This window comes from Nonomuraea sp. NPDC049607, assembly GCF_040675375.1.
GTDB lineage: Bacteria > Actinomycetota > Actinomycetes > Streptosporangiales > Streptosporangiaceae > Nonomuraea.
Window position 1 is genome coordinate 357,199 of record NZ_JBFAOV010000001.1, and the last position, 25,196, is coordinate 382,394.

Sequence of the window (25,196 nt, forward strand, 5' to 3'; positions counted from 1 at the left end):
CGTAAGCTGAGGATGTGTCTCCCTCACTGGTCCTCCTCGACGGCGTCCGGTGGCGCGGCGCGCACGTCGTGAGCGACCGCGCGCACACCCTGCTGGCCGTGCTGGCCCTCCAGGGACGCGCGGGGGTCGGCGACGACCGGCTGGTCGAGGAGCTGTGGCCCGACGGGCCGCCGGCCAACCCGACCAAGGCGTTGCAGGTGGTCGTCTCCCGTACCAGGGCGGCGACCTGCCCCGACGCCGTCGTGCGCGTCCCGCGCGGCTACCGGCTCGGGCTCCCCGCCGCACAGGTCGACGTGCTGCTGCTCGGGACGCTGGTGGAGCAGGCGCGGGCGGCGCTGGGCGAGGACGACACGGCGCTGGCGCGCCGTCGTGCCGAGGAGGCCATGGACCTCGTCGTGGCCGGCCCCGACGGCGCCACTGGCCCGCTCGCCGACCTGCGCGCCGTCGCGGCGAGGCAGGTGGCCGAGGCCAGGCGCGTGGCGGCGATCGCGGGCAGCCGCAGCGGCGCGCACGAGAGCGCGCTGCCGCTGCTGGAGGAGGTCGCGGCCGAACGGCCGCAGGACGAGGAGCTGCTGACCTGCCTGCTGCGCAGCGAGGCCGCCGTACGCGGGGCCGCCGCCGCGTTGGAGCGCTACGAACGTCACCGTTCGGGGCTGATCGACCGGCTCGGCACCGAACCGGGCCCCGGCCTGGCCCGCGTGCACGCCGAACTCCTCCACGCGGACCGGCCGGTACGCGTGGGCATCCAGTTCGACGGTTCCTCCCTGCTCGGCCGCGAGGACGACATCCGTGCGATCCACTCGCTGCTGCCGACCAACCGGGTGGTCTCCGTCATCGGCCCTGGCGGCCTGGGCAAGACGAGGCTGGCTCATGTCGTCGGCCGGAACGCCGCGCAGTCCGTCGTCCACTTCATCGAGCTGGTCGGCGTCTCCTCGCCGGAGGGCGTGGTGGGCGAGGTGGGGTCGGCGCTCGGGGTCCGCGACTCGGTCGGCGGCCGTCGTACCCTGACCGCCGAGCAGCGCGCCGACGTACGGGCCCGGATCGCCCAGCATCTCGACCAGGCTCCGGCGCTGCTGATCCTGGACAACTGCGAGCACGTGATCGAGGCCGTCGCCGACCTGGTGGCCTTCCTCACCGTGACGGCCCGCGACCTGCGGGTGCTCACCACCTCGCGGGCTCCCCTGTCGATCCCCGCCGAACGCGTCTACCTGCTCGGCGAGCTGCGCGCGGACGACGCCGCGGAGCTGTTCCGCCAGCGTGCCACGGCCGCCCGTCCGGGGGTGCGGCTGGACGGGCAGGCGGTCGGGGAGGTCGTCGCCCGCCTCGACGGGCTGCCGCTCGCGATCGAGCTGGCCGCGGCCAAGGTGCGGGTGATGTCGGTCGAGGAGATCGCGCGACGGCTGGCCGACCGGTTCGTCCTGCTGCGCGGCGGCAACCGTACGGCCCCCGACCGCCACCAGACGCTGCTCGCGGTGATCGACTGGTCGTGGAACCTGCTGGACGAGCCCCAACGGCAGGCGTGGCGCTGGCTGGCGCTGTTCGGCGACGGGTTCACGCTGGCCGCGGCCGAGCACGTACTCGGCCCGGACGCCCTGCACGTCGTGGACGCGCTCACCGAGCAGTCCATCCTCAGCGTCCGCGAGACGGCGTACGGCCTGCGCTACCGCATGCTGGAGACGGTCAGGGAGTTCGGCCGGATGCGCCTGAAGGAGGCCGGCGAGGAGGCCGCGGCCCGGACGGCGCAACGGGAGTGGGCGACGGCGTACGCCCACGCGTACGCCTACAAACTGTTCGGCCCCGAGCAGTACACGGCGGTCGACGCGCTGTGCGCGGAGGAGGGCAACCTCGCCGACCTGCTCCGGCAGGCGCTCGCCGAGTCCGATCCGGTCACGACGGTCCAGTTGCTGGCCGGTGTGGGCGCCCTGTGGTCGATCCGCGGCGACCACTCCCGGATCTTCGTCCACCGGGAGGCGATCGGGCAGGTGATCAAGGGTTGGGCGCCGCCGCCGCACCTCGTCGAGGTGACCCGGGCCGCCCTGCTGATCTCGCTGATGAACACCATCGCCGTGAGCGACCGCGCCCACGACCCTCTTCGCCTGCTCCTGTGCGAGCTGCCGGAGACCGGCGAGACCGATCCCCGCCTGGGGGCGATGAGCACGGTGGTGCTCTCGTGGGACCGGGACGACGCCTTCCGCAAGCTGATGGTGCTGCGCCGGAGCCCCGACCGCGACGTGGCGCTGGCGGCGGCGCAGGCGAGCATCCACGTCCTGGAGAACGTGGGAGCCGTGGACGAGGCGATCGAGGCCGCCGAGCAGACGCTGTCGTTGCTCCGCGGCGACGAGGGGCCGTGGATCTCCGCCATCACGCACACCGTGCTGGCCCATCTGGTCATGCAGCTCGGCGACCGCGGACGCGCGGTCGGCCACGCGCGGACCGCCATCCCGGTGCTGCGCCGGCTCGGCGCCGCCGACGACGAGGCCCAGCTCCGCTCGGTCCTGCTGGTCTCGGCGCTGGCCGACGGCGATCTCGACGCCGCCGAGGCCGAGCTCGCCGGCATCACCGGGATCAACGACGGTGACGCGATACTCGGCGGGGCGGCGATCGACCTGCTGTGCGCGGCCGAGATCGCGCTCGCCCGCGGGCAGACGGCCGCGGCGCTGGCGGAGTACCGCAGGGCGGTCGAGCGGGCGGGCGACCTGCGTCCGCCGGGGGTACCGCCCGAGGAGACCACGCCCTGGTCGATCGTCACGGAGGCGATCACGCTGACGGCGTACGCGCATCACGCCGGGCCGCGGGACGTCCGGTTCGGCGAGGAGCTGTTCGCGCGGGCGCGGCGCTACGACCTGCTGGTCGTGGAGAACCCCGTCCTCGACTTCCCGGTGTGCGGCACGATGTTGTTCGCGTTCGGGACCTGGGGGCTGCTGCGGGAGGCCATGGCGGCGCGCGACGCGATCAGGCTGCTGGTGCTGGCCGAACGGTTCACGTACAACAGCACGATGCCGAGCATGAGCTTCGAGCGGATCGTGCCGTACGCGGAACGGGCCGCGCCCGGCATGCTCGCCACCGTCCGCTCCGAGTACGGCGACCGGCGCGGACCGGACCTGCTCGACGAGGCGCGGCGGCACGTCGAGCAGGTCTTCGGCCCTGACCGGCGGCGCTCACATGTGCCGCTTGTAGCTGCGTACCGACAGGGGAGCGAAGATCGCCATGACGGCCGCGCAGGCCAGGAGCGTCCAGGCCACCTCGCCGCTGAGGGAGGCGCTGTTGGCGAGGTCCCGGGCGGCGGTGACCAGGTGTGAGACCGGGTTGACCCGGACGAACGCGGCCAGCCAGTCGGGCAGGGTCTCCACGGGGACGAACGCGTTCGACAGGAACGTCAACGGGAACAGGATCATCATCGAGATGCCCTGGACGGCCTGGGCGCTCCGGGCGATCGTGCCGACCCAGGTGAAGATCCATGCCAGCGACCAGCCCGTGAAGATGGCCAGCAGGATCGCGGCCAGGACGCCGACCGCGCCGCCGCCCGGCCGGTAGCCCATCACCAGGCCCATGCCGAAGGTCAGCGTGGCCGCGATCGTGTAACGCAGCAGGTCGGCCACCATCGGGCCGGCCAGCGGCGCGATCCGGGCGATCGGCAACGACTTGAACCGGTCGAAGACGCCCTTCTCCATGTCCTCGCGGAGCTGCGTGCCGGTGGCCATGCAGGTCGTCAGCACCGTCTGGGCGAGGATGCCCGGGATCATCAGCGGGAGGTAGTTCTGCACGTCGCCGGCGATGGCGCCGCCGAAGATGAAGGCGAACATCGCGGTGAACAGGATGGGCTGCAGCGCCACGTCGAAGAACTGCTCCGGGTTGCGGCGCATCTTCTTCAGCGCCCGCCAGGCCATCGACAACGTCTGGGCGACGGTCTCCCCCATGGTCACGCGCCGCCGGGCGGCCTCCACGCGGTCGGCGGCCCGTACCCGCTCACGGGTGGGGGCGATCATGGTGCTCATCGGTTCTCCTCCGTGCCGGTCGCGGCGTCGCCGTCCGTCTCGTGGCCGGTCAGTACGAGGAACACCTCGTCCAGGCTGGGCTTGGCCACGCTCACCGAGGAGATCGACACCCCGGCGGTACGCAGCGCGATCAGCACCTCGGCGGCCAGGTCCGCCTGGTCGAGCGCGACGTTGAGGCGGCCCTGCTCCGGGCTGAGCACCGGGTCGGAGCCGAGGACGCGCCGCACGACCTCGACGGCGGCGGGCACCTCGTCCGGGTCGGCGAGCAGCAGTTGGAGGGTCGAGTTGCCGACCGCGCTCTTCAGCTCGTCGGGGGTGCCCTCGGCGACCTTGCGGCCGTGGTCGATGACGGCGATGCGGTCGGCGAGTTGGTCGGCCTCGTCCAGGTACTGGGTGGTCAGCAGCACCGTGCAGCCGTCGGCGACCAGGTCGCGGATGGCGTCCCACATCTGGCCCCGGGTGCGCGGGTCGAGGCCGGTGGTGGGCTCGTCCAGGAAGATCAACGGCGGCCTGGTGATCAGGCTGACCGCCAGGTCCAGGCGCCTGCGCATGCCGCCGGAGAACTGCGAGATCGGCTTGTCGGCGGCGTCCTCCAGGCCGAACTGGCCCAGCAGCTCGGTGGCGATGCTCCGGGCGCGCGGCTTGGCGATGCCCTGGAGGCGGCTGAACAGCCAGAGGTTCTCGCGGGCGGTCAGGTTCTCGTCGACCGAGGCGTACTGCCCGGTGACGCCGACGAGCTGGCGGATCACGTGCGGGTTGGCGGCCACGTCCACGCCGAAGATCTCGGCGCGGCCGGCGTCGATCTTCAGGAGGGTGGCCAGCATGCGCAGGGTGGTGGTCTTGCCGGCGCCGTTGGGGCCGAGGACGCCGAAGATCTCGCCGGTGCGTACGTCCAGGTCGATGCCGTCCACGGCCCGGTGCGCGCCGAACGTCTTCACCAGCCCTTCGGCGCGTACGGCGAGTTCGGTGGCCCCGCTGAGGGGTGGGCCGACCCCGGTGTGCCCGATTTCTGTGATGCTCATGGCTCCACTGTCGGGGACGCCGGTTTCACGGTGCCCTCGACAAGGTTTCACCGGTTGCCGGGAGAATGGACGGATGCGTGCAGCGCCGTGGATGATCCTCATCGGTCCCGCCGCAACAGGCAAGAGCACCCTCGGCGAGGGCATGGCCTCACCGACCGGCACCTTGGCCACGACCGTCCTCCACACCGACGGCGAACCCCCTGCCCAGACCCTCGCCCGCCTCCTGACCAGCTGCCGTACGGGCTACCGCTCGGAGCCGTAGCGGTAGACCGTCGAGCTTCTGGCCCGGAAGCCGAGGCGCTCGTACAGGCGGTTGGCGGCTTCGCGGTCGGGGCGGGAGGTGAGGTCGACCGTACGGGCCCGCGCCTGTCCGGCCAGGTGCAGGGCGTGCCGGGTCAGCTCGGCGGCGACCCCGCGCCCTCTTGCCGAGGCATCGACCACCACGTCCTCGATGCGGGCGCGCATGCCGGTCGCCACCGGGAACAGGACCAGCGTCAACGTCCCGACGATCCGCCCGTCCAGGCGGGCGGTCAGCACGGTGATCGCCTCGCTGCGCACGACGCGTTCGAGCGCCGCCCGGTCCAGCGGCTCGGCGGACGCGGAGAGCTGCGGCAGCAGCACCCCGAAGGCGTCCACGAGCTCCTGGTCCACCTCACGCACCACACCCACCTCGACACCCATGCGCCCGACCCTATCGACGGCGTTCAGGCACCCGGGACGGCCTGCCGTTCCTGGCGGATGACGGACTGGATGTCGAGGTCGTAGTTGCACAGGATGACCCCCACCCAGTCGCGGTCGAGGTAGATCGACCAGTTCGTGTTGCCGCCGGCGATCCCGCCGCCATGGCCGATGTGCCGCTGGTCGCCGGTGATCACGGCGATGGGCCCGTACGCCTGGAAGGCTTCGGCCGCGGGCGCCGGGCCGGGGCCGGCGAGGGGTGGGCCGGACATCTTGGGGCTCAGGTAGAGCTGGGTGTAGGCGCGGTTCAGCAGCTTGTCGCGTTGCAGCGCGAGCGCGAACCGCACCAGGTCGGGGGCCGAGGAGAAGCCGCTGCCGCCGCCTGAGCCGATGAAGGCGCGGGCGGCGTTGGTGCCGGGCCCGCCGTTCAGACACGGCCCCCGCCTCCAGGTGGCGGACGCCGTCGGTTGCGCCGCACGTACTCGTGGAAGGGCAGCCCGGACAGGGTGGCGACGAGCTCGCCGAGGATCTCGTAGCCGGAGCTGCTGTAGGTCTTGTCGGTCCCGGGGGTGTAGGCGGGCTTGAGCAGGCGGGTGCGCGTACTGATGAACCGGGTCTGCTCCTCGACGCTGTGGGTGACCCGCTTGACGTCGTCGGGGTCCTGGACGGTGAAGTCCGGCAGGCCGGAGCTGTGGGTGAGGAGCTGGTGCACGGTGACGTGCCTGGCGACCTCGTCGGGGAACCCGTCCAGGGGCACGGCCCCCAGCAGGCCCAACGTCGTCCGCCGTGACGGCTGCGGGAATCCGGCTCCACTCATTGCACACCTCTCCTCGGGCGGTTCCAGGAGAGGAATGCAAGCGCCGGCGCCGTTTCCCCGGCGTTTCCAGGCGCGATAGTCTCATCGGAAAATAACCGCCTGCATTAATGTGGCGACTGTGAGTCATGGGCCCGTTGTCGGTACGCCCCCACGTCGCCGTACCCTCACCCGAGTCCTCCGCCGCATCGGGAGGCGGGGCGCCTCCTTGACGTTCGTCGGCCTGCTGAGCCTGGCCATCGCGGCCTCGCTGGCGTTCGTGCCGGGCAGCCAGCGCGGCACCCCCGGCTACGCCACGCTGGCCGTCATCGCCCCGCTGCCCGCCTGGGCGGCGGTCTGGTGCGCGCTCGGCCTGCTCTGCCTGACGCAGGCGTTCATGCGGTCCGACCGGATGGCCTTCGCCGCCGCGACCGCGGTGCTCCTCACGTACGGGCTGATCTATCTGCTCTCGACCTTCACCGGCGACAACCCGCGCGGCTGGGTCGGCGGGGCGGTGTGGCTGGCCTTCGGCGGCTGGATCGCGCTGATCGCCACCTGGCCCGAGGCCGTCGTGATCAACCGCCTGCCGGGCCGGCGCGCCGCGTCGTCGACGGCCGTCATCGTGGCCGACTCCTCGGGGACGATCCAGTCGTGGAACCCGCAGGCCGAGGCCCTGTTCGGCTGGGACACCGACGAGGCGGTCGGCAGGTCGCTGACGATCCTGATGCCGCCGCGCTTCCGCGACCCGCACACCGACGGCCTGGCCCGGGTGCTCTCCGACGGCCACTCCGAGCTGGCCGGCCGGATCATCCCGCTGGTCGGCCTCCATCGCGACGGCAGCGAGTTCGCGATCGGGCTGACGGTCAACGCCTGGTACAGCGACGACGGCGTCACCTACACAGGGGTGATCCGTCCCTTGGGGGGCCACCATGTCCGGTCTGAGTGACATCCTGGTCCAGCTCGGCGTCGGCGTCGTGCCGCTCGGCGTGGCCTACCTCGCCTTCCGGTCCGCGACGGACGCCAGCAAGAAGTCCCAGCAGAGCGCGTTGCTCCAGGTCGAGCACCAGGCCGAGGTCGAGCGCTCGAAGGTCGACGCCGAGGCCTTCATCCGCGCCAAGACGATCTACGAGGACGCCCTGGCGCAGATGGAGAAGCAGATGACCAGGATGCAGGGCCAGGCGAGCCAGCTCGGCGCGGAGCTGGTCGACGAGCAGAGCAGCTCGGTCGCGATGCGCGACCAGATCCGCCGGTTGCAGGCCCAGATCCGGGCCCTCGAACGCACGGTGCTCGCGTTGCGCTCCCAGCTCGTCGACGCCGGCTTGTCGCCCGCGCCGCCGTCCGACCTGACCGGGCCTCACCTGCTGAGGCCGCAGCGCTCGGCCGACTAGGAGGCGGCGCCCGCGAGGCCGTGGGCGGCGGCCAGCAGCTCGATGGAACGCAGCCACGCCTTCCTGTCGGGCGCCGAGGAGACGACGATCAGCTCGTCGGCCTGGGCGTGCGCGGCGAAGCGGGTCAGATAGTCCTCCACCTCGGCGGGCGTGCCGACGGCGGAGTACTGCATCATCCGCAGGATCTGCTGCCCGGCCGCCGATTCGAGCACCATGTCGGCCTCCTCCGGCGTGAACGTGCGTCCGCGCCCGAGGAACCGGCTCACCCGGTACCGCTTGGCCGTCAGCAGCTGCTCCTGCGCCTCCTCGCCGGTGTCGGCGGCGATCACGTTCACCCCGGCGATGACGTAAGGCTCGGCCAGCTGCTCGGACGGCTTGAACTCGCGCCGGTAGAGCGCCACGGCCTCCTCCAGCGCGTCGGGCGCGAAGTGCGAGGCGAACGCGTACGGCAGCCCGAGCGCGGCGGCGAGCTGGGCGCCGAACAGCGACGAGCCGAGGATGTACAGCGGCACGTTCGTGCCCTTGCCCGGCGTGGCGTCCACACCGGGGATGCGCGACTCGCCGGTCAGGTATCCCTGTAGTTCGAGGACGTCCTGGGGGAAGGTGTCGGCGGCGCCGGGGGTGCGCCGCAGGGCGCGCATGGTCTGCTGGTCGCTGCCGGGGGCGCGGCCGAGGCCGAGGTCGATGCGTCCGGGGTGGAGGGTCTCCAGGGTGCCGAACTGCTCGGCGATGGTCAGCGGGGAGTGGTTGGGCAGCATGATGCCGCCCGCTCCGAGACGGATCGTCCTGGTGTGGGCGGCTACGTGGGCGATGAGCACGCTGGTGGCCGAGGAGGCGATGCTCGGCATGTTGTGGTGCTCGGCGTACCAGATGCGGTGGTATCCCAGTTCTTCGGCCCGCTGGGCCAGGCCCACGCTCGCGGCCAGGCTCTCGCTCGCCGTCTCTCCGTCGCCGATGTGCGCCAGATCAAGGATGGAGAGTGGAACAGTCATGGGGTACGAGCCCTTTCGCCTGGACGGTGGCCATCGGCGAGTGCAACCGTAACGGCTCTCCGCTTATTTCCCCGCCGGTTTCCCCGGCGCCCCTCGCGACGGTGCGCGAGGGGCGTGGGCGGGCGTCAGGACGCGGTGCAGGTGAGCGCGGGTGGGGTGCTGGTGGCGGCGTTGCCGTTGGCGAGGAGGCCGAACGTGGTCGTCGCGCCGCCGGCCAGGGCGCCGTTCCAGCTCAGGTTCGTCACGGTGGCGTTGCCGGACAGGGTGCCGTTCCAGAGCTGGCTGATCGTCTGGCCGCCGGGGAACGTCCACTGCACCTTCCAGCCCGCGGTCGGCGACGAGCCGGTGTTCTTGACGGTGACCTCGGCCTGGAAGCCGCCCTGCCACTGGCTGGTCACCTTGTAGGCGGCCGAGCAGCCGGCCGGGCCGGTGGTGGGCGTGACGGTCGGCGTCACAGTGGGAGTGACCGTTGGCGTGACGGTCGGGGTGGCGGTCGGTGAGGGCGCGGCCATGGCCAGGTCGTACGCCCGCTGCGGCACGAACTGCCCGGCCGCCGCGATGCACCCGTCGGCCTCGCCCGGCGGCTTGACCCACAGGTAGGCGTCGATCGCCGGGTCACCGGTGTTCGTGGTGCTCCAGAGGCCGGTGGCCCGGCCGGCGGGGTCGCACCACTCGCTGCCCGCCGGGCCGTTGCCGTTGCGGCTGGTGTCGATGACCGCCTTCAGCCTGGAGACGCCGGTCGCCGCGATGACGCTCTTGGCGTACGACACCAGCCCCGGCGTCGAGCGGTAGTTGGACGTGTTGAGCGCGATGCCGTCCGCGCTGCCCCCGACGTCGGCGCCGTTGAGCCTGGACGCGGCCTCCGAGGCCGACAACCACGCGTCGTGACCGATGTCGAAGTACACCTTGACCTGCGACGACGTCGCCTTGAACTTCTTGCCCGCGTACGCCATGGACGCCTTCACCTCGGCCTGCTGCGAGGCGTTCATGCAGTTCGTCATGATGGCCAGCGCGTCGGGTTCGAGCACCACGGTCGCGGCCCGCCCGCCCAGACCGGCCGCGATCTGGTCGATCCACGCCCGGTAGGACGCGTGGTCGGGCGCGCCGCCCGCGCTCGCGCCGCCGCAGTCGCGGTTGGGCATGTCGTACACGACGACGATCGGGACCTTGCCCGCCGCCGCGGCGGCCCCGACGTAGGAGTCGACCTCGCTCCGGACCGTCGCGGGGTTGTACGTGGCGAACCATCGGCCCTGGGGCACGGCGGCGATCCGGTCCCTGATCACCGCCGTACGGCTGTCGCCCGGGTTGGCGGCGACCCACTTGGCGGCGTTCGTCAGGGGATCCACGTAGAAAGCGGAGTCGGCGGCCTGGGCGGTGGACGAGGCGAGGACGACCGCTCCCGCCGCGGCCATGGCGGTGGCGGCGAGGAGCGCCGCGAGCGCGGGCTTTCTGCGAGACATGAGGTTACTCCGTCCGTAGTGTGGGAGTGGGAGCGCTCCCACGATGTCTGGATCGTAGGTAGCCCGGCTGTCCCGCAGAAAGACATCGGACCGCTGCGAACCGGCTTTTCCCAGGCCACAGCCGGTCAGAGCGATGAAAGTTTCACTCCGCCAGACACGCCTCGAACACCGCGGTCAGCCGCTCGACGTCGGCCGCCGTGGGCTGCTCCGGGCCCAGGCGGCGGCGCATCGCGCCGATGCCCAGGAAGACGGCCGTCGCCATCCTGGCCCGCGCCTGGACGTCCGGGCCGTCGAGCTGCGCGGCCAGCGGATCGAGGATGGACGTGCGCAGGCGCTCGCGCACGACGTCCTGGATCTCCGGATGGGCGGCCGAGCGTTCGAGGGTGCGCAGGACCGGGCTCTCGGGGTCGTGGTGCATACGCTCGGCCGCGTATTCGGCCAGGCGGCGCGGCAGGCTCCCGGGCTCGCCGGCCAGCAGGGCGACGAACGTGGGCTCGCCTTCGAGCACCGCGCCGAAGAGCCCGGCCTTGGAGCCGAAATAGCGGCCGACCAGCGCGATGTTGGCCTCCGCGGCCGCGGCGATCATGCGGACGGTGACCTGCTCGTACCCGTGCTCGCCGAACAGCACGCGTGCCGCGTCAAGGATGCGCTGCCGGGTGGCCTCGCGTCCGCGGGGCCGGGCGTCCGTCGTCTGGGCGTCCATGTTTCGAACTCTACTCAGGAATAAAGTCACTTGCCGCGCGGCTAGTAAACATGCGTATACTCAATCTTGGACAAGTGCGTATGAAGGGGATGTGGTGTCTTGGTAGCCCAGGCACAGGCCGCTCCCCCCGCCCGAAGGCAGTACACCCACCGCGAGATCCTCGAGGTCATGTCCGGGCTCATGCTCGCCATGCTGACGTCGATGATCTCCACTTCCGTGGTGGGCACCGCGTTGCCGACGATCGTGGGGGAACTCGGCGGTCAGGACCAGTACTCATGGGTGGCCAGCGCCACCATGCTGACGATGACGGTCTCGACGCCGTTGTGGGGCAAACTGTCCGACCTGTTCGGACGGAAACTGCTCTTCCAGACCGCTCTCGGTCTGTTCGTGGCGGCTTCACTGGTGGCCGGTCTGTCCCAGAACATGGGACAGCTCATCGCGGCACGTGCCGTACAGGGCCTGGGTGTGGGTGGTTTGTCGGCCCTTGCGCAGGTGATCCTCGGAGACATCGTCTCGCCGCGTGAACGCGGCCGGTACTCCGGTTACATGGGGGCCGTCTTCGGGATCTCCACCGTCGCGGGACCGCTGCTCGGCGGGTTCATCGTGGACACCGACTGGCTCGGCTGGCGCTGGTGCTTCTACGTCGTGGTGCCGTTCGCCATCGTCGCGTTCGCGGTGGTGCAGAAGGTGCTACGGCTGCCCAAGGTCAAGCGGAACACCTCGATCGACATCTGGGGCGCCACGACCATCACGGCCAGCGCGGCCTCGCTGATGCTGCTGCTGACGCTGGGCGGCACCGAGTTCGAGTGGAACTCGTTCTGGACCTACTTCCTGGGCGCGTTCGCCGTGCTCATGCTGGCCCTGGCGGTGCTCGCCGAGCGTACGGCGCGCAACCCGATCCTGCCCCCGCGGCTGTTCAGGAACCGCACGTTCGTGCTCACCAGCGCGGCCTCGCTGTTCGTCGGCATGGCCATGTTCGGCGCGATGATCTACCTGCCGCAGTACCTGCAGATCGTCAAGGGCCTGAGCCCGACGAACTCGGGCCTGATGACGCTGCCCATGGTGGTGGCGCTGTTCCTGGCGGGCGTGATCTCCGGCAAGATCGTCACGAACACCGGCAAGTGGAAGATCTTCCCGGTGGCGGGCCTCGTGATCGTGGCCGTCGGCCTGTTCCTGCTCTCCCGGCTGCACGTCGACTCCAGCGAATGGCTCATCGGCTTCGACGTGGGCGTGCTGGGCATCGGCCTCGGCCTGTCCATGCAGATGCTCATCCTGGCCGCCCAGAACGGCTCCGAGCTGCGCGACATGGCCTCGACCACGGCCGGCGTCTCGTTCTTCCGCTCGCTCGGCGGCGCGATGGGCGTCGCGGGCTTCGGCGCGATCCTGACCAACCGGCAGGCGAGCGAGTTCGCCGACCTCGTGGCCAAGGCCCGCCTCCACCTGCCCGGCACCGGGCAGAAGCTGGGCAGCCCCGCCGCGATCCAGCACCTGCCCGAGCCGCTGAAGGGCATCATCCTGGAGTCCTTCACCCGGGCTCTGGAGACGGTGTTCCTGGTCGGCGTGCCGATCGCGCTGCTCGGGTTCATCGCGGCGCTGTTCCTGAAGGAGCTGCCGCTGCGCGGCACGACGATGCCGGCCGGCCCCAAGCCACTCGGCAAGGACGACCTGGTCCTGGCCGGGCTGCTCCTGGAGCTCATCGCCCAGCGTGTCGAGCGGTCGAACGGCCAGCCGTCCGCGCTGCTCTCCGCGGTCGCCAGGATGGCGCCGCCCGACGGCCGCCCCGAGCGCGAACGCGCCTGGACGGTCGCACAGAACGTGCTTCGGCCCACCTCGCGCGCCCTCATCGCGCAGGCCAGGCCGGCGCAGCAAGACCTCGTATCCGGAGGAGTCTCTCAATGATTCGCAAGTTCGTGGGCGCCGTAGCGGCGGCCCTGGCGGTCATGGCCGGCCTGTGGCTGATGATCGCCCCCTTCGCCCTCGGCACGCAGCCCGAGAACGCCGACTGGGCCGACCCCACCACGACCGAGTTCTTCTCGGGCCTCGGCGTGACCGTCTTCGGTCTCGTGGGCGTCGTCGGCTTCGTCCTGGCCATCCACGAAGAGCTCGTGGTGCGCGGCCTGGTGGCGGTCAAGCAGCGCGTGAAGCCGGAGCCCGAGCCCGAGCCCGTGCCCGTCGCGCCGCAGGCGTCCTCCGCCGAGCTGGCCAGCCTGCTCGCCCCGCTCGTGGAGGCGCTGCGCGAGGACATGCACAACCCGAGCCGCGGCGGTGAGCACCGTCAGAACGGCAAGACCACCCTGGTGGGTCTGGAGGAGTCCCGATGAAGGCCAAACTGGGCATCGCCGCCCTCGTCCTGCTGTTCCTGACCGGGTTGTGGCTGGTCGCCGCGCCGTTCGCGGTCGGCTACCAGCCCCGGGGCGCCTCGTACGCGAACGCGACGGTCAACGACCTGTGGGTCGGTGGCGGGCTCGCCGCCGTGTCGTTCGTCGCCCTGGTGATCTACGCCGCCGACTCCCTGCGCGAGCTGGCCCGCCGTGGCAAGCACGCGGACGCCTGACGCGAGTCATGCCGTGTTCGGCGGTAGCACAGACTCCGGCTGGGAGCCACTGGAGGGCCGGCTCCCCGCGGGGCAGTTCGAGATCGGCAAGGACGGCGCCGGACTGCTCGTCGTCGGCTTCGACGGGTCGGACCCCAGCCGCAACGCGCTCGCGTACGCGGCCGGGCTGGCCCGTCGGGACGCCGCCGCGCTGCTCGTCGCCTTCGTGGAGCCGATCAACAGCACCACCATGTGGTTCTTCGCCGGCTCTCCGGTCATCCCCGACTCCGCGGCCGACCTCACCGACGACCTTCGGGACGAGCTGAGAGGCGCGGGCGTGCCCTGGCAGTTCGTCAGCGTCCGCGGGGACACCGCCCGGGAGCTGGAGGCACTGGCCAGCTCCTACCGGGCCGACGCCATCGTGGTCGGCAGGTCGCGCTCCTCCTGGCACGCCCTGGGCGGCTCGGTGGCCGTCGGCCTGGCGAAACGGGCTCGCCGTACCGTGCTGATAGTCCCCTGACCTGGCATGACGTCGCATATGGTGGCCAGATGAAACGTACAGCCGCCATGGCGTTCGTGGTGCTCACGTCCGTTTCGTGCGCAGGGCAGGAGCCCGTCGCCTCGTCCGGCGCCACGCCCACGCCTTCCGCGCCGGCATCCGGGACGATCTCGCCCACGACCTCACCGACGAGCGAGCCGAGCCCGACGGCTCCGCCGCCGTTCACGTCGAAGGTCACGAAGGTGGCGCGCGAACGGCTGCCGTACTCGTGGCGGCCCGGGTGCCCGGTCTCCTACCAGGACCTCCGGCTCGTCACCATGTCGTTCTGGGGCTTCGACGACAAACCGCACACGGGCGAGCTGGTCGTCCGCAAAACGGTCACCGACGACATCGAGACCGTCTTCCGCAAGCTGTACGACTGGCGCTGGCCCATCAGGCAGATGAAGCTGGTCGACGTCTACAAAGGCGACGACTTCGCCTCCATCGAGGCGGACAACACCTCGGCGTTCAACTGCCGTCGCGCGACCGGCTCCAGCAATTGGTCGAACCATGCGTACGGCCAAGCCATTGACATCAATCCCCGCGAGAACCCATATGTCACTGCAAGTGGTGGCACCGCACACCAAAATGCCAAGAGGTACACCGAGCGCCCACTGAAGGGTAAAGGTGTGGTAAACCCTGGAGACAAGGTCGTAAGGGCCTTCGCCGACGTCGGCTGGGAGTGGGGCGGCTACTGGGCGGGTGCCAAGGACCTGCAACATTTCAGTAAGGGCGGAGGCTGAGACAATCCCTCATGGCGGCTAAGGACGGCGACGGCTGGGCCGAATGCGGGCTCGGACACAGACATTGGGGCATCCACGGAGCATCGGGCCTGCTCCTCGTCCATCATGACCCGCTCGGCGTGCCCCACGTGCTCATGCAGGAACGCTCGCTGTGGAGCCACCACGGCGGCACCTGGGGCCTGCCCGGCGGCGCCCGCGACAGCCACGAGGACGCCGTCACCAGCGCGCTGCGCGAGGCCCACGAAGAGGCAGCCCTCGGCGGCGACGGATTCCGCGTGCAGGGCGTCTACCTCGACGACCACGGAGGCTGGACCTTCGAGACGGTGATCGCCGAGTCCGCCGAGCTGGTCCCGGCCAGGCCCGCCAACAGCGAGAGCACCGACCTGCGCTGGCTGCCGTTGCCCGAACTGGCCGGCCGCAAGCTGCACCCCGGCTTCGCCGCCACGTGGGACCGCGTCCAGGCCGCCATCCGCCCCGAGACGATCGTGCTCGACGTCGCCAACATCATCGGCGCGCGCGCCGAGCACGGCTGGTGGAAGGACCGGCTGGGCGCCACCACGCGCCTGCTCACCGAGGTGGCCGAGCTCAGGCTCACCCATCCGGTGTTGTCGCAGTGGTTCCCGCGGGTGGTCGCGGTGGTGGAGGGCGCGGCCAGGAGCACCCCCGAGATCCCGGGGCTTCAGGTGGTCGCGGCCACGGGCAGCGGCGACGACGCGATCGTGGACATCGTGGGCCAGGTGAAGCCGTGGGAGCGGGTGCTCGTCGTCACGGCCGACCGCCGGCTCAAGGAGCGGGTGGCCGAGCTCGGAGCCGAGACCGAGGGCCCCCGCTGGCTGCTGTCACAGCTCGGCCGAGGCTAGACCGCGAGCACGCCGTCGGAGGCGGCCGCTCGCAGACCGGTCGGAGCGCGCGCCTCGACCTGGGCCTCCGGATCCGCCGCCTCCTGAACGTACTCCCCTGCCACCACAGCCGCTATCGTGGTGTGCGCACAGGAGGGTTCGCATAGTGGACGAGTGCAGCCGCCTTGAAAGCGGCCAGGTCAGCGATGGCCTCGTGGGTTCGAATCCCACACCCTCCGCTCACTCGCGCATCCCCGCGAACCCGTCGCCCACGCTGGCGGCGAGCTGCAGGTAGGCCTCCCTGGTCGCCTCCTGGAGCCGGTCGAGGTCGATCTCCGCGCCCTCCTCCAGGTGCGGGTCGTACGGCACCCTGATCACCGCGCGGCACCTGGCGGCGAAATGGGCCTCCAACTTTCTGATGTCCACCGCCGACTTCGACCGCGGCCGGACGCTGCACAGCACCACGGTCGCGTTCTTCACCAGGTCGGCGTAGTGGTGGGCCTCCAGCCAGTCGAGGGTGGCCGAGGCGGCCCTGGCGCCGTCCACGGAAGGGCTGCTGACCAGCACGATCTGGTCGGCGAGCCCGAGCACGCCGCCCATGGCGGAGTGGAGCAGGCCGGTGCCGCAGTCGGTGATGCAGATGGAGTAGAAGTTCTCCAGCACCTGGGAGACGGCCTGGTAGTCGGAGCCGCTGAACGCCTCCGACACCGACGGGTCGCGGTCGGAGGCCAGCACCTCCAGCCGTGAGGGCGCCTGCGAGGTGAACGCCCTGATGTCCACGTACCGCTTGACCTGGTCGCGCTCGTTGAGCAGGTCGCGCACGGTGGCGGAGGTCTCCAGCACCAGCTTGTCGGACAGCGTGCCCCGGTCGGGGTTGGCGTCGACGGCGATCACGCGGTCGCCGCGCATCTGCGCGAGCGTCGCGCCGAGGCCGACCGTGGTCGTGGTCTTGCCCACGCCGCCCTTCAGGCTCAGCACGGCGACCCGGTGGTGGCCGGTGGTCACAGGGGTGCGTGCCCTGGTCACCAGCTCGCGGCGACGGCGCACCTCCGGCGCCTCGCCCGGCTTGATCCAGCCGCCGGACGCCTTGTAGACCAGCCGCCGCCAGCCCTTGGAGGGCGCGTTGCGCCTGCCGCGCAGCAGCGACTCGGGGTCGAGGCTGTCGGCGGTGGGCCTGCCGGTGAGCGGCGGCCGCTGTGGCGCGGTGAACACGGGGATGGGCGCCGGACGTCGCCGGCGCTCGTGCGGCGGCGGGATCTCCCGCTCGGCCGGCCGCCACTCCTGGCGGTCGCTCCACTGCGGGCGCTCGTCCCGCGGGGCCTCCTGAGGGGCTGGGGCGGGCTCGCCGTGCGTGATCTCGGGCGGCTGGGGGCGGCCCTCGCGGAAGGAGGTGTCGGACCACTGCGGCCGCTCGTCCCAGCGGGGCCGCTCGTCGGCCGGGGCCTCCTCGACCGGCTCTCTCTGTACGCGCTCCTCGACCGGTTCGGGTTCCTCGACGGGCTTGGGCTCCTCAAACCCCCTGGGCTGCTCGAACGTCTTCGGCTGCTCGAACGTCTTCGGCTGCTCGTCGAAGGCCCTGGGCGGCTCGGTGCGGGCGGGCACGTCGAACACCTGGGGCAGCTCGGTGATCATCGGCTGCGTCTCGCTCGACTGCTCGGCGGGCCGCGACCAGTCGGCGGGGGACGGCCAGCCCGGCTCCTCGTCCTGCTCCTCGGCCTTCTCCCCGCTCTCCGCCTGCTCGGGGGACGTGAACGACAACGGGTAGCTGTCGGTGTCGTCAGGCCGCGGCAGCGGCTTGAGCGGCGCCAGGAAGGGGTCCTCGGACCGGCCCAGGCTCACCGGCGGCGCGGCGGGCTCGCCCACGGCGCTCTCCTGCTCCGTGCCGCCCTCCTGCGTGCCGGCCCGGTCCAGCCACTCCGCGGCCTCGCTCTCCTCCTCGGGCAGCTCCTCGGCCGCCGCGTGGCCGTACACGGAGTCGACGGCGGCGCGGAACAGCGGCGGCGTCGGCGTGTCATGGGCCGGTACGAGCAGCCACGGGTCCTTGGGGTACGGCGAAGCGACCGGCTCGTCCACGGATGCGGACGAGGCTCCGACGGAGACCGGCGTCTCCTCCGTCTCCTTGATCGCGTCCAGCCAGGCCAGCTGTTCCTCGAGAGATTCTTCTCGATCGTGTCTTGCCACCGTGTTCCCCCTCGGGTGGGTCTAAAGGGGCAGCAAATACTTTGCAGGTTAACGCCACGCGTTCCCGCGCAGCTCGGCAACCCACAACTTCTTTGCCCGGCTACCGTGGATCGCATGCGAGCCATTGAGATCACCGAACCGGGTGGACCCGAGGTCCTGGAGTGGCGTGAGGTGCCCGATCCGTCCGTCGGGCGCGGCGACGTCCTCATCGACGTGGCCGCCTCGGCGGTGAACCGCGCGGACGTCCACCAGCGGCACGGCTTCTACGACCCGCCTGCCGGCGCGCCCCCGTACCCGGGGCTGGAGGTGTCGGGCGTGGTGGCCGCCGTGGGCGCGGACGTCGAGCAGTTCAAGGCCGGGGACGAGGTGTGCGCGCTGCTCGCCGGTGGCGGTTACGCCGAGCGCGTGGCGGTGCCCTGGCAGCAGGTCATGCCCGCGCCGCAGGGCGTGCCGCTGGAGGAGGCGGCGGGGCTGCCCGAGGCGGCGTGCACGGTGTGGTCGAACGTCTTCATGGTCGGCCGGCTGCGCCGCGGCGAGACCCTGCTGGTGCACGGCGGCGCCAGCGGCATCGGCACGTTCGCGGTGCAGCTCGCCAAGGCGCTCGGCTCGCGGGTGGCGGCCACGGTCGGGTCCGAGGCGAAGGCCGAGCAGGTCAGGAAGCTGGGCGCGGACGAGGTCGTCAACTACCGCGAGGAGGACTTCGCCGACCGGGTGGAGGCCGACGTCATCCTCGACATCATGGGCGCCAAATACCTGGCGGCCAACGTACGGGCGCTGCGCACCGGCGGCCGGCTGGTGGTCATCGGCCTCCAGGGCGGCGGGAAGGCCGAGCTCGACCTCGGCGCGCTGCTGACCAAGCGGGCCGCCGTCCACGGCACCACGCTGCGCGCCCGTCCGGTGGACGAGAAGGGCGTCATCGTGCGCAGCGTCGTGGACAACGTGTGGCCGCTGGTCGAGGCGGGTGCCGTACGTCCGATCGTGTACGCGAGGGTGCCCATGGCGGAGGCGGCCGATGCACACCGAATGTTGGATTCGGGAGAGCACGTCGGCAAGATCCTGCTAGTACGGTGAGTGTTATGAATGCTGAGGACAACAACACCCCTCACATCGTGGTGGTGGGGCCCGACTTCCAAGGTCAGGGCGACAGCGGTGAAGAGGAGCGCTCGGTCACCAACCTGGTCGAGCAGCCCGCCAAGGTGATGCGCATCGGCAGCATGATCAGGCAGCTGCTGGAGGAGGTGCGCGCGGCCCCGCTCGACGAGGCCAGCCGCAAGCGCTTGAAGGAGATCCACGAGTCCTCCATCAAGGAGCTTGAGGACGGTTTGGCGCCGGAGCTGGTCGACGAGCTGGAACGGTTGTCGCTCCCGTTCACCGACGACAACGGCACGCCGCCCAGCGAGGCCGAGCTGCGTATCGCGCATGCCCAGCTCGTGGGCTGGCTGGAGGGTTTGTTCCACGGTATCCAGACCACCCTTTTCGCCCAGCAGATGGCGGCCAGGGCGCAGTTGGAGCAGATGCGTCGGGCGCTGCCCGGTGTACCGCAGGGTGACGAGGGCCACCGGCCGCCGAGCGGTTCGGGCCCCTACCTGTAGAGCCGCTCCAGCACCTGAGCGACGCCGTCCTCGTCGTTGGACGCGGTCACGTGATCGACCGCCGCCAGCACGTCGGGGTGGGCGTTCGCGACGGCGTACGACGTGCCTGCCCAGCTCAGCATGGGCAGGTCGTTCGGCATGTCGCCGAATGCGATCACCTGGGCCGGCTTGATCTCGTGCCGCCCGGCCAGCGCGGCCAGCGCCGTGGCCTTCGTCACGCCCTGGGCGCTCATCTCGACCAGGCCGCCGGAGCTGGAATGGGTCGCGGTCACCAGGTGCCCCACCAGGTCGTGCACGGCCGCGTGCAGCTCGTCGGCGCCCATGTCGGGATGAAGGGCGAGCAGCTTGGCGCATGGCCGGGCAGTCAGCGCGTCCCGGTCAATCCGGACAACTCCGACACCCTTGCGATCCAGCCCGCCGAGCCTGAAATCTGACTCATGCGCAAAACCACCTTCATACTCGACCGAAAATGCGAGATCGGACACGTTCGCTCGTAGCTGAGCGACGACTTCCCCGAGTACGTCGGCTTCGATCAGGTGAGATTCCACTATCCGTTCGGTATGGAGATCGTAGATCAGTGCACCGTTGGCGCATATGGCCAGGCCACGGTGCCTTACGGCGCCCGCGACCCCGCTCATCCACCTCGGCGGCCGGCCGGTCACGAAGACCAGCGCGGCCCCGGATTCCTCGACTTTCGCGAAGGCCGCAGCCGTCCGGGGAGACACGGTTCCGTCGGCGCGCAGAGCGGTGCCGTCGAGGTCGGTGGCCACTAGGCGCGGCGGTGCAAGGCTTCGCATAACAGGTTCCAGTTTGCCCGGTGATGCCGCCTGACAGAAATCTTCGTAGGGACGGGAACACCAACGCGCCAGAATGGTGTTAGATATGATGGCGTTGTATTAGCTGATCCCGTAGTGAAAACCAGCATGACTTTGTCTGAGCCACCCCGGGTGCTTGCTGTACGACACACCGGGATCCACGAGGTGTGGATCCCATAGATTCACATCCTGAGGGAGAGCTTTTATGGCTCAGGGAACCGTCAAGTGGTTCAACGCCGAGAAGGGCTTCGGCTTCATCGCCCCGGACGGCGGTGCGCCGGACGTGTTCGTGCACTTCTCCGAGATCGTCGGCAACGGCTACCGCAGCCTTGAAGACGGCCAGCGGGTCGAGTTCGAGATCACGCAGGGACAGAAGGGGCCGCAGGCCTCCCAGGTCCGTGCCCTCTGACCTGTAGTTCGTAGTTCGACAAGTAAGACCGGGGTCCGCATTCCAGCGGACTCCGGTCTTTTTGCTTCTCACCCCGACCGTGCTTCCGGACAACCGCATCCATGCCTTCGGGGTGAGCCTCACAACGCCGTGGTGCCCCTGACGGGTGTTATCCGGTCTCCTGCATTGTCCAGACATGTGCTCGCGCGTAAGGGCCGCCTGAAGCCCTCACAGGGCCGGTTCGCCACACAGGCATTGTTCATCCACAGGTGCGCGTCACCCTGTGGAAAACTCCTGCCGTGACCGGGAAGCCTCACAAGTCAGTCACGGCCTTGCGGAAGGCTCAACTTCCCGCCACTCTCCGCCATCCACCCGTATATGAGGTACGCGTGGTTATGTCACCCCGTGACCATCACCGGGGTCATCGTGCTCTTGGTCAACGACCACCTTCTCAAACCGCTCTGGCCGGGCTTCCTCACCGGCAAGCTCAGTGACCTGGCCGGACTCGTGGTCGCCCCCGCCCTGGCGGCACTGCTCCTCGGACGCCGCGCCGACCTGGCGGCCACCGTCCTGACCGGCCTGCTGTTCACGTTCGTGAAGACCACCGGGACGGGCGCCGAGCTCGCCTCCCAAGCCTGGAGCCTCGTCGCCGGGCCCTCGCGCGTCCTGGCCGACCCCACGGACCTGATCGCCCTGCCCGCCCTCGCCCTGGCCTGGTGGGTACGGCGGCGCAGCGCCACCACGGACTCCCCACGCCGGCGGATCCTGGTCACCGTGCCCCTGGCCCTCCTGGCCGTGACCGCCACGGCCGCGCCCGTCTCGCCGCTTGAGGCCGTGTCCGTGGACGTGACCGCTTCGGGCAAGATCGTCGTACGGACGACCGCCGCCATACATGACTCCCGCCTCTCCGACGACGGCGGGACCACCTGGACCGACGGCACGGCCCCGGCCTCGACGCGGACGCCGATCAGCGCCCAGTGCGTCCCCGGCCACGTGACCCGCTGCTACCGCGTCCGCCAGGACCGCCTGGGCGTGGACCAGTCCGACGACGGCGGCCGGACCTGGCAGCCCTCCTGGCCGCCGTCCCCCGGCGCCCAGGACCGGCTGGCCAGGCAGTACGACGTGGACGAGAGCTCGCTCAGGTCCTACGACCTGGCGGTGCAGGCTAGGCCGGGAGGGCACGTCGTGGTCGTCGCCAACGGCGTGGCCGGCATCCTCGTCCGGGACGTGTCGGGCGCCTGGCGCCGCCTCGGCTGGTCCTACAGCGCCGACGCCGTGCAGGCCGACGAGGTGGACCTCACGCCCGAACGGAACATCGCGCTCTTCCTGGCCGTGTGCATGCTGCTCGGCGGCGTCGGCGCCGGGATGCGCAGGCGCCAGGGCTGGTTCGCGGGATCAGGGGTGATCGGCGCGCTGGCCATGTACGCCGCGCTGGACAGCGAGACCCACAAGGTGCTGCTCGTCAACCTCACCGGCTTGTTCGGCTGGTCGGTGGCGCTGGCGTCCGGGGTGGCATGCGTCATGTTCGCCTGGGACGGAAAGCCGCGGGCGGTGAGCGCGACGGTCGGCGTGGTGGCCGCGCCGCTGGTCCACGCGGCCGTCTACCTGCCCTTCCGCGGCTGGGCGATCGGCACGCCCGAGACCCATGGCACCGCCGCCGCGCTGGCGGCCGTGCTGACCTGCCTGGTCGTGGTGGCGGGCGCCGCCGTCATCGCGATCGACGCCCGCCGCCACCCCTACTTGGACGGCTCCAGCACGTCGAGCCCCACGTAGGGACGCAGTGCCTTGGGAACCACCACCGAGCCGTCGGCCTGCTGGTGGTTCTCCAGGATCGCCACGATCCACCGGGTGGTGGCCAGCGTGCCGTTGAGCGTGGCCAGATGCTGAGGCTTGCCGTCCTTGTCCCGATAACGGACGGCGAGCCTGCGGGACTGGAACTCGGTGCAGTTGGAGGTCGAGGTCAGCTCGCGGTAGCGACCCTGGGTCGGGATCCAGGCCTCGCAGTCGAACTTGCGCGCCGCCGACATGCCGAGATCGCCCGCCGCCGTGTCGATGATCCGGTAGGGGACCTCGATCTTGGCGAGCATCTCCTTCTCCCAGGCCAGCAGCCGCTGGTGCTCCTCGTGCGCGTCCTCGGGACGGACGTAGGAGAACATCTCCACCTTGTCGAACTGGTGGACCCTGATGATGCCCCGGGTGTCCTTGCCGTACGAGCCGGCCTCGCGCCGGAAGCACGACGACCAGCCGGCGTAGCGCAGCGGCAGCTCGTCGCCGCTCACGATCTCGTTGGCGTGGTAGCCGGCCAGCGCCACCTCGGAGGTGCCGACCAGGTAGAGGTCGTCCTCGGGCAGGCGGTAGATCTCCTTGTCGTGGGCGACGTGGAAGCCGGTGCCCTGCATGGTCTCCGGCTTGACCAGCACCGGCGTGATCATCGGCGTGAACCCGGCCTCGATCGCCTGCTGCATCGCCATGTTGAGCAGGCCGAGCTGGAGCCGGGCGCCGACGCCCTTGAGGAAGAAGAACCGCGAGCCGGACACCTTGGCGCCGCGCTCCATGTCGATCGCGCCGAGCGCCTCGCCCAGCTCCAGGTGGTCCTTCGGCTCGAAGTCGAACTCGCGCGGCGTGCCGGACGTCTCCAGGACGACATAGTCGTCCTCGCCGCCGGGAGGGGCGCCCTCCTCGACGATGTTGGGCACCGTCTGCATGAGCTCGTCGAGCTCGGCGGCCAGCTTCTCCGCCTCGGCCTCGGCGGCCTTGACCTGGCTCGCGAGGTCCTTGGCCCGCTGGAGCAGCGCGGCCTTCTCCTCGCCCTGCGCCTTGGAGACCGACTTGCCCATGCTCTTTTGCTCAGCGCGCATCGACTCGAACGAGGTCAGCGCGGATCGGTGACGCTCATCGAGGTCGAGCAGCGTTGCGACGACGGAGTCGTCCTCACCGCGGGCACGCTGCGACGCCCGTAGCCGGTCGGGATCCTCACGAAGGGTACGCAGGTCAATCACAAGGAAAGGCTACCGGCGCGCGCCCCCGACCCGCCCCCGGATTCCCCGGCACGCCGCTCGGAAGCCGGACGGCCCGCCTGAACGCACCCCCAGGCGGGTCAGACCTGCCCGGACCGGATGCGGGCCAGCCAGTCGGCGGCCCCGGCGAACTCGGTGTCGGCCGTGCCCCTCTTGATCTGCGGCGCGACCCCGTCGGCGCGGGGGTAGCTGCCGAGGAAGCGCACCTCGCCGCAGATCCGGTGAAGGCCGGAGACGGCCTCGCCCACCCGCGCGTCGGCGATGTGCCCCTCGAAGTCGAAGTGGAAGAAGTAGCGCCCGATGCCGTCGCCCGTCGGCCGCGACTCGATGCGGGTCAGGTTGACCCCGCGCACGGAGAACTCGGTCAGCATCTCCAGCAGCGCGCCCGGGTGGTCGTCGGCGAGGAAGACCACCAGCGTGGTGCGGTCGGACCCGGTCGCCTCGGGCAGCGGCCCCGGACGGCTCACCTTGACGAACCTGGTCACCGTGTCGGACCGGTCGCCGATGTCGCCGGCCAGCGGGACCAGCCCGTAGTGCTCGCCGGCGATGCGCGCGGCGATGGCCGCGTCGTACGGCGAGCCGGGCAGCGAGACCTCCTGGGCCGCGGCCGCCGTCGAGGGCGCGGCGACCACCACGGCGTCGGGCAGCTCGCGGGCGATGTAGGCGCGGCACTGCGTGATGGCCGCGGGGTGCGTGTAGACCCGCTTGATGTGCACGATCTCGGTGTCGGGCCTGGCCAGCAGCGAGAACTGGACCGGGAGCAGCAGCTCGGCCGTGATCGTCAGCGGCTCGCCCCAGGCGAACTCATCGAGTGTCGTGGTGATCGCGCCCTCGATCGAGTTCTCCAGCGGCACGACGGCGCCGTCGGCGTCACCGGAACGGGCAGCGTTGAGCGCCGCGCTGACCGTGGCGCACGGCAGGCGCTCGGCGGCGGGGTCGAGGAGCCTCAGGGCCTCTTCGGTGAAGGTCCCTTCCGGTCCGAGATAGGCGAGTCTGGGCATGCATCCAGAGTATCCGCAGGTGGCCGCAGCACGCCGTCCTTTCGCCGACCGCGTACGGCACCCGTCCGGACACTCAGTGTGAGCTCTTGAGCATCCGCGGCGGGACCAGCGGCCCCAGCCCCAGCCGGGCCGCCCGGACCGCCTGCTCCTCCTCCGGCGACAGCGGCTGCTGCCCCTTGCCGCCCACCACCGGCCGCACGTACGTGCGCGTCTCGCTGGTGCCGTTGATCGAGGTCAGGACGATGCCGTCGCCCAGCCCGTTGATCATGGCCACCGAGAACGAGAGCCTGCCGCTCATCTCGGCGAGCGCGTCGTAGCGGCACACGGCCACGTCCCTGATGGCCTTGAGATCGCCGGCGCCCTCGCTCGTCTGCCTGGCCACCCTGCGCAGGCAGTCGTCGACGGCGGACCTCGCCTGCCTGAGCCCCATGTAGCCGATGAACACGCCACTCACCCCGGCCACGAGACCCACGACTACCCACGCGGTAATGAGCACGCCACAGAGGGTAATACTTCGG

Annotated in this window: 26 protein-coding genes, 1 tRNA gene and 1 pseudogene; 15 read left to right on the forward strand and 13 right to left on the reverse strand. The window is 70.9% G+C overall.

What is annotated here, in order from left to right; all coding sequences use genetic code 11:
* Positions 1-293: 293 nt before the first annotated feature.
* Positions 294-1,478: pseudogene (locus AB0J97_RS01800) on the forward strand (BTAD domain-containing putative transcriptional regulator); the annotation flags it as partial.
* 1,680 nt (positions 1,479-3,158) lie between these two features.
* On the opposite strand, the gene AB0J97_RS01805 reads toward AB0J97_RS01800, so the two are convergent.
* Together AB0J97_RS01805 and AB0J97_RS01810 are read right to left on the reverse strand one after the other, a co-directional pair.
* Complete coding sequence (locus AB0J97_RS01805; RefSeq protein WP_357693043.1) at positions 3,159-3,995, reverse strand: ABC transporter permease; 837 nt, start codon at positions 3,993-3,995, stop codon at positions 3,159-3,161.
* A complete protein-coding gene (locus AB0J97_RS01810; RefSeq protein ID WP_364083259.1) occupies positions 3,992-5,017 on the reverse strand; it encodes an ATP-binding cassette domain-containing protein in 1,026 nt (341 codons plus the stop codon). The genes AB0J97_RS01805 and AB0J97_RS01810 overlap by 4 nt, the downstream gene beginning before the upstream one ends.
* 73 nt (positions 5,018-5,090) lie before the next feature.
* Between AB0J97_RS01810 and AB0J97_RS01815 the strand changes: the two genes are divergently transcribed.
* Positions 5,091-5,279, forward strand: coding sequence for a hypothetical protein (locus AB0J97_RS01815; protein ID WP_364083262.1), 189 nt, complete (start codon positions 5,091-5,093; stop codon positions 5,277-5,279).
* Here the strand turns inward: AB0J97_RS01815 and AB0J97_RS01820 are convergent.
* The 3 genes from AB0J97_RS01820 to AB0J97_RS01830 form a co-directional block, all read right to left on the reverse strand.
* Positions 5,261-5,698 (reverse strand): GNAT family N-acetyltransferase, encoded by a 438-nt coding sequence (locus tag AB0J97_RS01820; protein WP_357693049.1) that lies wholly within the window; start codon positions 5,696-5,698, stop codon positions 5,261-5,263. The two genes, AB0J97_RS01815 and AB0J97_RS01820, sit on opposite strands and share 19 nt — an antisense overlap.
* A 23-nt stretch (positions 5,699-5,721) precedes the next feature.
* Entirely contained in the window at positions 5,722-6,042 is a 321-nt protein-coding gene (locus tag AB0J97_RS01825) for a hypothetical protein (RefSeq protein WP_364083265.1), read from the reverse strand.
* Between the two features lie 80 nt (positions 6,043-6,122).
* Positions 6,123-6,512, reverse strand: a complete 390-nt coding sequence (locus AB0J97_RS01830) for a serine hydrolase domain-containing protein (protein WP_364083268.1) — start codon at positions 6,510-6,512, stop codon at positions 6,123-6,125.
* Positions 6,513-6,717: 205 nt separating this feature from the next.
* On the opposite strand from AB0J97_RS01830, the gene AB0J97_RS01835 reads away from it, so the two are divergent.
* Positions 6,718-7,434 (forward strand): PAS domain S-box protein, encoded by a 717-nt coding sequence (locus tag AB0J97_RS01835; RefSeq protein WP_364083271.1) that lies wholly within the window; start codon positions 6,718-6,720, stop codon positions 7,432-7,434.
* Entirely contained in the window at positions 7,418-7,876 is a 459-nt protein-coding gene (locus AB0J97_RS01840) for a hypothetical protein (RefSeq protein ID WP_357693055.1), read from the forward strand. Before AB0J97_RS01835 ends, AB0J97_RS01840 begins: the two co-directional genes overlap by 17 nt.
* Here the strand turns inward: AB0J97_RS01840 and AB0J97_RS01845 are convergent.
* The 3 genes from AB0J97_RS01845 to AB0J97_RS01855 form a co-directional block, all read right to left on the reverse strand.
* Positions 7,873-8,868, reverse strand: a complete 996-nt coding sequence (locus AB0J97_RS01845; RefSeq protein WP_357693057.1) for an LLM class flavin-dependent oxidoreductase — start codon at positions 8,866-8,868, stop codon at positions 7,873-7,875. The two genes, AB0J97_RS01840 and AB0J97_RS01845, sit on opposite strands and share 4 nt — an antisense overlap.
* A 125-nt stretch (positions 8,869-8,993) precedes the next feature.
* Positions 8,994-10,328: a glycoside hydrolase family 6 protein gene (locus AB0J97_RS01850; RefSeq protein ID WP_364083275.1), complete on the reverse strand. Its 1,335-nt coding sequence runs from the start codon at positions 10,326-10,328 to the stop codon at positions 8,994-8,996.
* A gap of 142 nt (positions 10,329-10,470) precedes the next feature.
* A complete protein-coding gene (locus tag AB0J97_RS01855) occupies positions 10,471-11,031 on the reverse strand; it encodes a TetR family transcriptional regulator (protein ID WP_357693060.1) in 561 nt (186 codons plus the stop codon).
* A 99-nt stretch (positions 11,032-11,130) separates the two neighbouring features.
* Between AB0J97_RS01855 and AB0J97_RS01860 the strand changes: the two genes are divergently transcribed.
* The 7 genes from AB0J97_RS01860 to AB0J97_RS01890 all read left to right on the forward strand — a co-directional run bounded on the left by AB0J97_RS01860 (position 11,131) and on the right by AB0J97_RS01890 (position 15,923).
* Positions 11,131-12,930, forward strand: a complete 1,800-nt coding sequence (locus AB0J97_RS01860; RefSeq protein WP_364083278.1) for an MDR family MFS transporter — start codon at positions 11,131-11,133, stop codon at positions 12,928-12,930.
* A complete protein-coding gene (locus AB0J97_RS01865) occupies positions 12,927-13,352 on the forward strand; it encodes a hypothetical protein (RefSeq protein ID WP_364083281.1) in 426 nt (141 codons plus the stop codon). The genes AB0J97_RS01860 and AB0J97_RS01865 overlap by 4 nt, the downstream gene beginning before the upstream one ends.
* On the forward strand, positions 13,349-13,585 hold the full coding sequence (locus AB0J97_RS01870) for a hypothetical protein (RefSeq protein WP_364083284.1): 237 nt from the start codon (positions 13,349-13,351) through the stop codon (positions 13,583-13,585). The genes AB0J97_RS01865 and AB0J97_RS01870 overlap by 4 nt, the downstream gene beginning before the upstream one ends.
* A 13-nt stretch (positions 13,586-13,598) precedes the next feature.
* Positions 13,599-14,084: a universal stress protein gene (locus AB0J97_RS01875; protein ID WP_357693068.1), complete on the forward strand. Its 486-nt coding sequence runs from the start codon at positions 13,599-13,601 to the stop codon at positions 14,082-14,084.
* A gap of 29 nt (positions 14,085-14,113) precedes the next feature.
* The gene (locus AB0J97_RS01880) at positions 14,114-14,845 is read left to right on the forward strand and encodes a M15 family metallopeptidase (RefSeq protein WP_357693070.1); all 732 of its coding nucleotides are present in this window, start codon (positions 14,114-14,116) and stop codon (positions 14,843-14,845) included.
* 11 nt (positions 14,846-14,856) lie between these two features.
* Positions 14,857-15,705, forward strand: a complete 849-nt coding sequence (locus tag AB0J97_RS01885) for an NUDIX domain-containing protein (protein ID WP_364083288.1) — start codon at positions 14,857-14,859, stop codon at positions 15,703-15,705.
* 131 nt (positions 15,706-15,836) lie between these two features.
* A tRNA-Ser gene (locus AB0J97_RS01890) sits at positions 15,837-15,923 on the forward strand.
* Between the two features lies 1 nt (position 15,924).
* Here AB0J97_RS01890 and AB0J97_RS01895 read toward each other — a convergent pair.
* On the reverse strand, positions 15,925-17,865 hold the full coding sequence (locus AB0J97_RS01895) for an AAA family ATPase (protein ID WP_364083291.1): 1,941 nt from the start codon (positions 17,863-17,865) through the stop codon (positions 15,925-15,927).
* A 114-nt stretch (positions 17,866-17,979) separates the two neighbouring features.
* On the opposite strand from AB0J97_RS01895, the gene AB0J97_RS01900 reads away from it, so the two are divergent.
* On the forward strand, positions 17,980-18,936 hold the full coding sequence (locus tag AB0J97_RS01900; RefSeq protein WP_357693076.1) for an NAD(P)H-quinone oxidoreductase: 957 nt from the start codon (positions 17,980-17,982) through the stop codon (positions 18,934-18,936).
* Between the two features lie 5 nt (positions 18,937-18,941).
* A complete protein-coding gene (locus AB0J97_RS01905; protein WP_357693078.1) occupies positions 18,942-19,457 on the forward strand; it encodes a bacterial proteasome activator family protein in 516 nt (171 codons plus the stop codon).
* Here the strand turns inward: AB0J97_RS01905 and AB0J97_RS01910 are convergent.
* A complete protein-coding gene (locus tag AB0J97_RS01910; protein ID WP_357693080.1) occupies positions 19,448-20,227 on the reverse strand; it encodes an HAD family hydrolase in 780 nt (259 codons plus the stop codon). The two genes, AB0J97_RS01905 and AB0J97_RS01910, sit on opposite strands and share 10 nt — an antisense overlap.
* 250 nt (positions 20,228-20,477) lie before the next feature.
* On the opposite strand from AB0J97_RS01910, the gene AB0J97_RS01915 reads away from it, so the two are divergent.
* Together AB0J97_RS01915 and AB0J97_RS01920 are read left to right on the forward strand one after the other, a co-directional pair.
* Positions 20,478-20,681 (forward strand): cold-shock protein, encoded by a 204-nt coding sequence (locus AB0J97_RS01915; protein WP_080043977.1) that lies wholly within the window; start codon positions 20,478-20,480, stop codon positions 20,679-20,681.
* Positions 20,682-21,065: 384 nt separating this feature from the next.
* Positions 21,066-22,433 (forward strand): hypothetical protein, encoded by a 1,368-nt coding sequence (locus AB0J97_RS01920; protein ID WP_364083296.1) that lies wholly within the window; start codon positions 21,066-21,068, stop codon positions 22,431-22,433.
* Here AB0J97_RS01920 and serS read toward each other — a convergent pair.
* The 3 genes from serS to AB0J97_RS01935 all read right to left on the reverse strand — a co-directional run bounded on the left by serS (position 22,397) and on the right by AB0J97_RS01935 (position 25,174).
* Complete coding sequence (serS, locus tag AB0J97_RS01925; protein WP_357693085.1) at positions 22,397-23,659, reverse strand: serine--tRNA ligase; 1,263 nt, start codon at positions 23,657-23,659, stop codon at positions 22,397-22,399. The genes AB0J97_RS01920 and serS overlap by 37 nt on opposite strands.
* Before the next feature lie 98 nt (positions 23,660-23,757).
* Positions 23,758-24,678: a prephenate dehydratase gene (gene pheA / locus AB0J97_RS01930; protein WP_364083299.1), complete on the reverse strand. Its 921-nt coding sequence runs from the start codon at positions 24,676-24,678 to the stop codon at positions 23,758-23,760.
* Positions 24,679-24,751: 73 nt separating this feature from the next.
* Positions 24,752-25,174, reverse strand: coding sequence for a DUF4446 family protein (locus AB0J97_RS01935; RefSeq protein WP_357693089.1), 423 nt, complete (start codon positions 25,172-25,174; stop codon positions 24,752-24,754).
* Between the last annotated feature and the right edge of the window lie 22 nt (positions 25,175-25,196).

Coding starts and splice junctions, on each gene's coding strand:
- AB0J97_RS01900 (WP_357693076.1), top strand. CDS start 17,980: ATGCGAGCCATTGAGATCACCGAACCGGGTGGACCCGAGGTCCTGGAG.
- AB0J97_RS01820 (WP_357693049.1), bottom strand. CDS start 5,698: ATGGGTGTCGAGGTGGGTGTGGTGCGTGAGGTGGACCAGGAGCTCGTG.
- AB0J97_RS01905 (WP_357693078.1), top strand. CDS start 18,942: ATGAATGCTGAGGACAACAACACCCCTCACATCGTGGTGGTGGGGCCC.
- AB0J97_RS01845 (WP_357693057.1), bottom strand. CDS start 8,868: ATGACTGTTCCACTCTCCATCCTTGATCTGGCGCACATCGGCGACGGA.
- AB0J97_RS01880 (WP_357693070.1), top strand. CDS start 14,114: ATGAAACGTACAGCCGCCATGGCGTTCGTGGTGCTCACGTCCGTTTCG.
- AB0J97_RS01840 (WP_357693055.1), top strand. CDS start 7,418: ATGTCCGGTCTGAGTGACATCCTGGTCCAGCTCGGCGTCGGCGTCGTG.
- AB0J97_RS01870 (WP_364083284.1), top strand. CDS start 13,349: ATGAAGGCCAAACTGGGCATCGCCGCCCTCGTCCTGCTGTTCCTGACC.
- AB0J97_RS01815 (WP_364083262.1), top strand. CDS start 5,091: ATGCGTGCAGCGCCGTGGATGATCCTCATCGGTCCCGCCGCAACAGGC.
- pheA (WP_364083299.1), bottom strand. CDS start 24,678: ATGCCCAGACTCGCCTATCTCGGACCGGAAGGGACCTTCACCGAAGAG.
- AB0J97_RS01865 (WP_364083281.1), top strand. CDS start 12,927: ATGATTCGCAAGTTCGTGGGCGCCGTAGCGGCGGCCCTGGCGGTCATG.
- AB0J97_RS01915 (WP_080043977.1), top strand. CDS start 20,478: ATGGCTCAGGGAACCGTCAAGTGGTTCAACGCCGAGAAGGGCTTCGGC.
- AB0J97_RS01830 (WP_364083268.1), bottom strand. CDS start 6,512: ATGAGTGGAGCCGGATTCCCGCAGCCGTCACGGCGGACGACGTTGGGC.
- AB0J97_RS01810 (WP_364083259.1), bottom strand. CDS start 5,017: ATGAGCATCACAGAAATCGGGCACACCGGGGTCGGCCCACCCCTCAGC.
- AB0J97_RS01885 (WP_364083288.1), top strand. CDS start 14,857: ATGGCGGCTAAGGACGGCGACGGCTGGGCCGAATGCGGGCTCGGACAC.
- AB0J97_RS01855 (WP_357693060.1), bottom strand. CDS start 11,031: ATGGACGCCCAGACGACGGACGCCCGGCCCCGCGGACGCGAGGCCACC.
- AB0J97_RS01805 (WP_357693043.1), bottom strand. CDS start 3,995: ATGAGCACCATGATCGCCCCCACCCGTGAGCGGGTACGGGCCGCCGAC.
- AB0J97_RS01850 (WP_364083275.1), bottom strand. CDS start 10,328: ATGTCTCGCAGAAAGCCCGCGCTCGCGGCGCTCCTCGCCGCCACCGCC.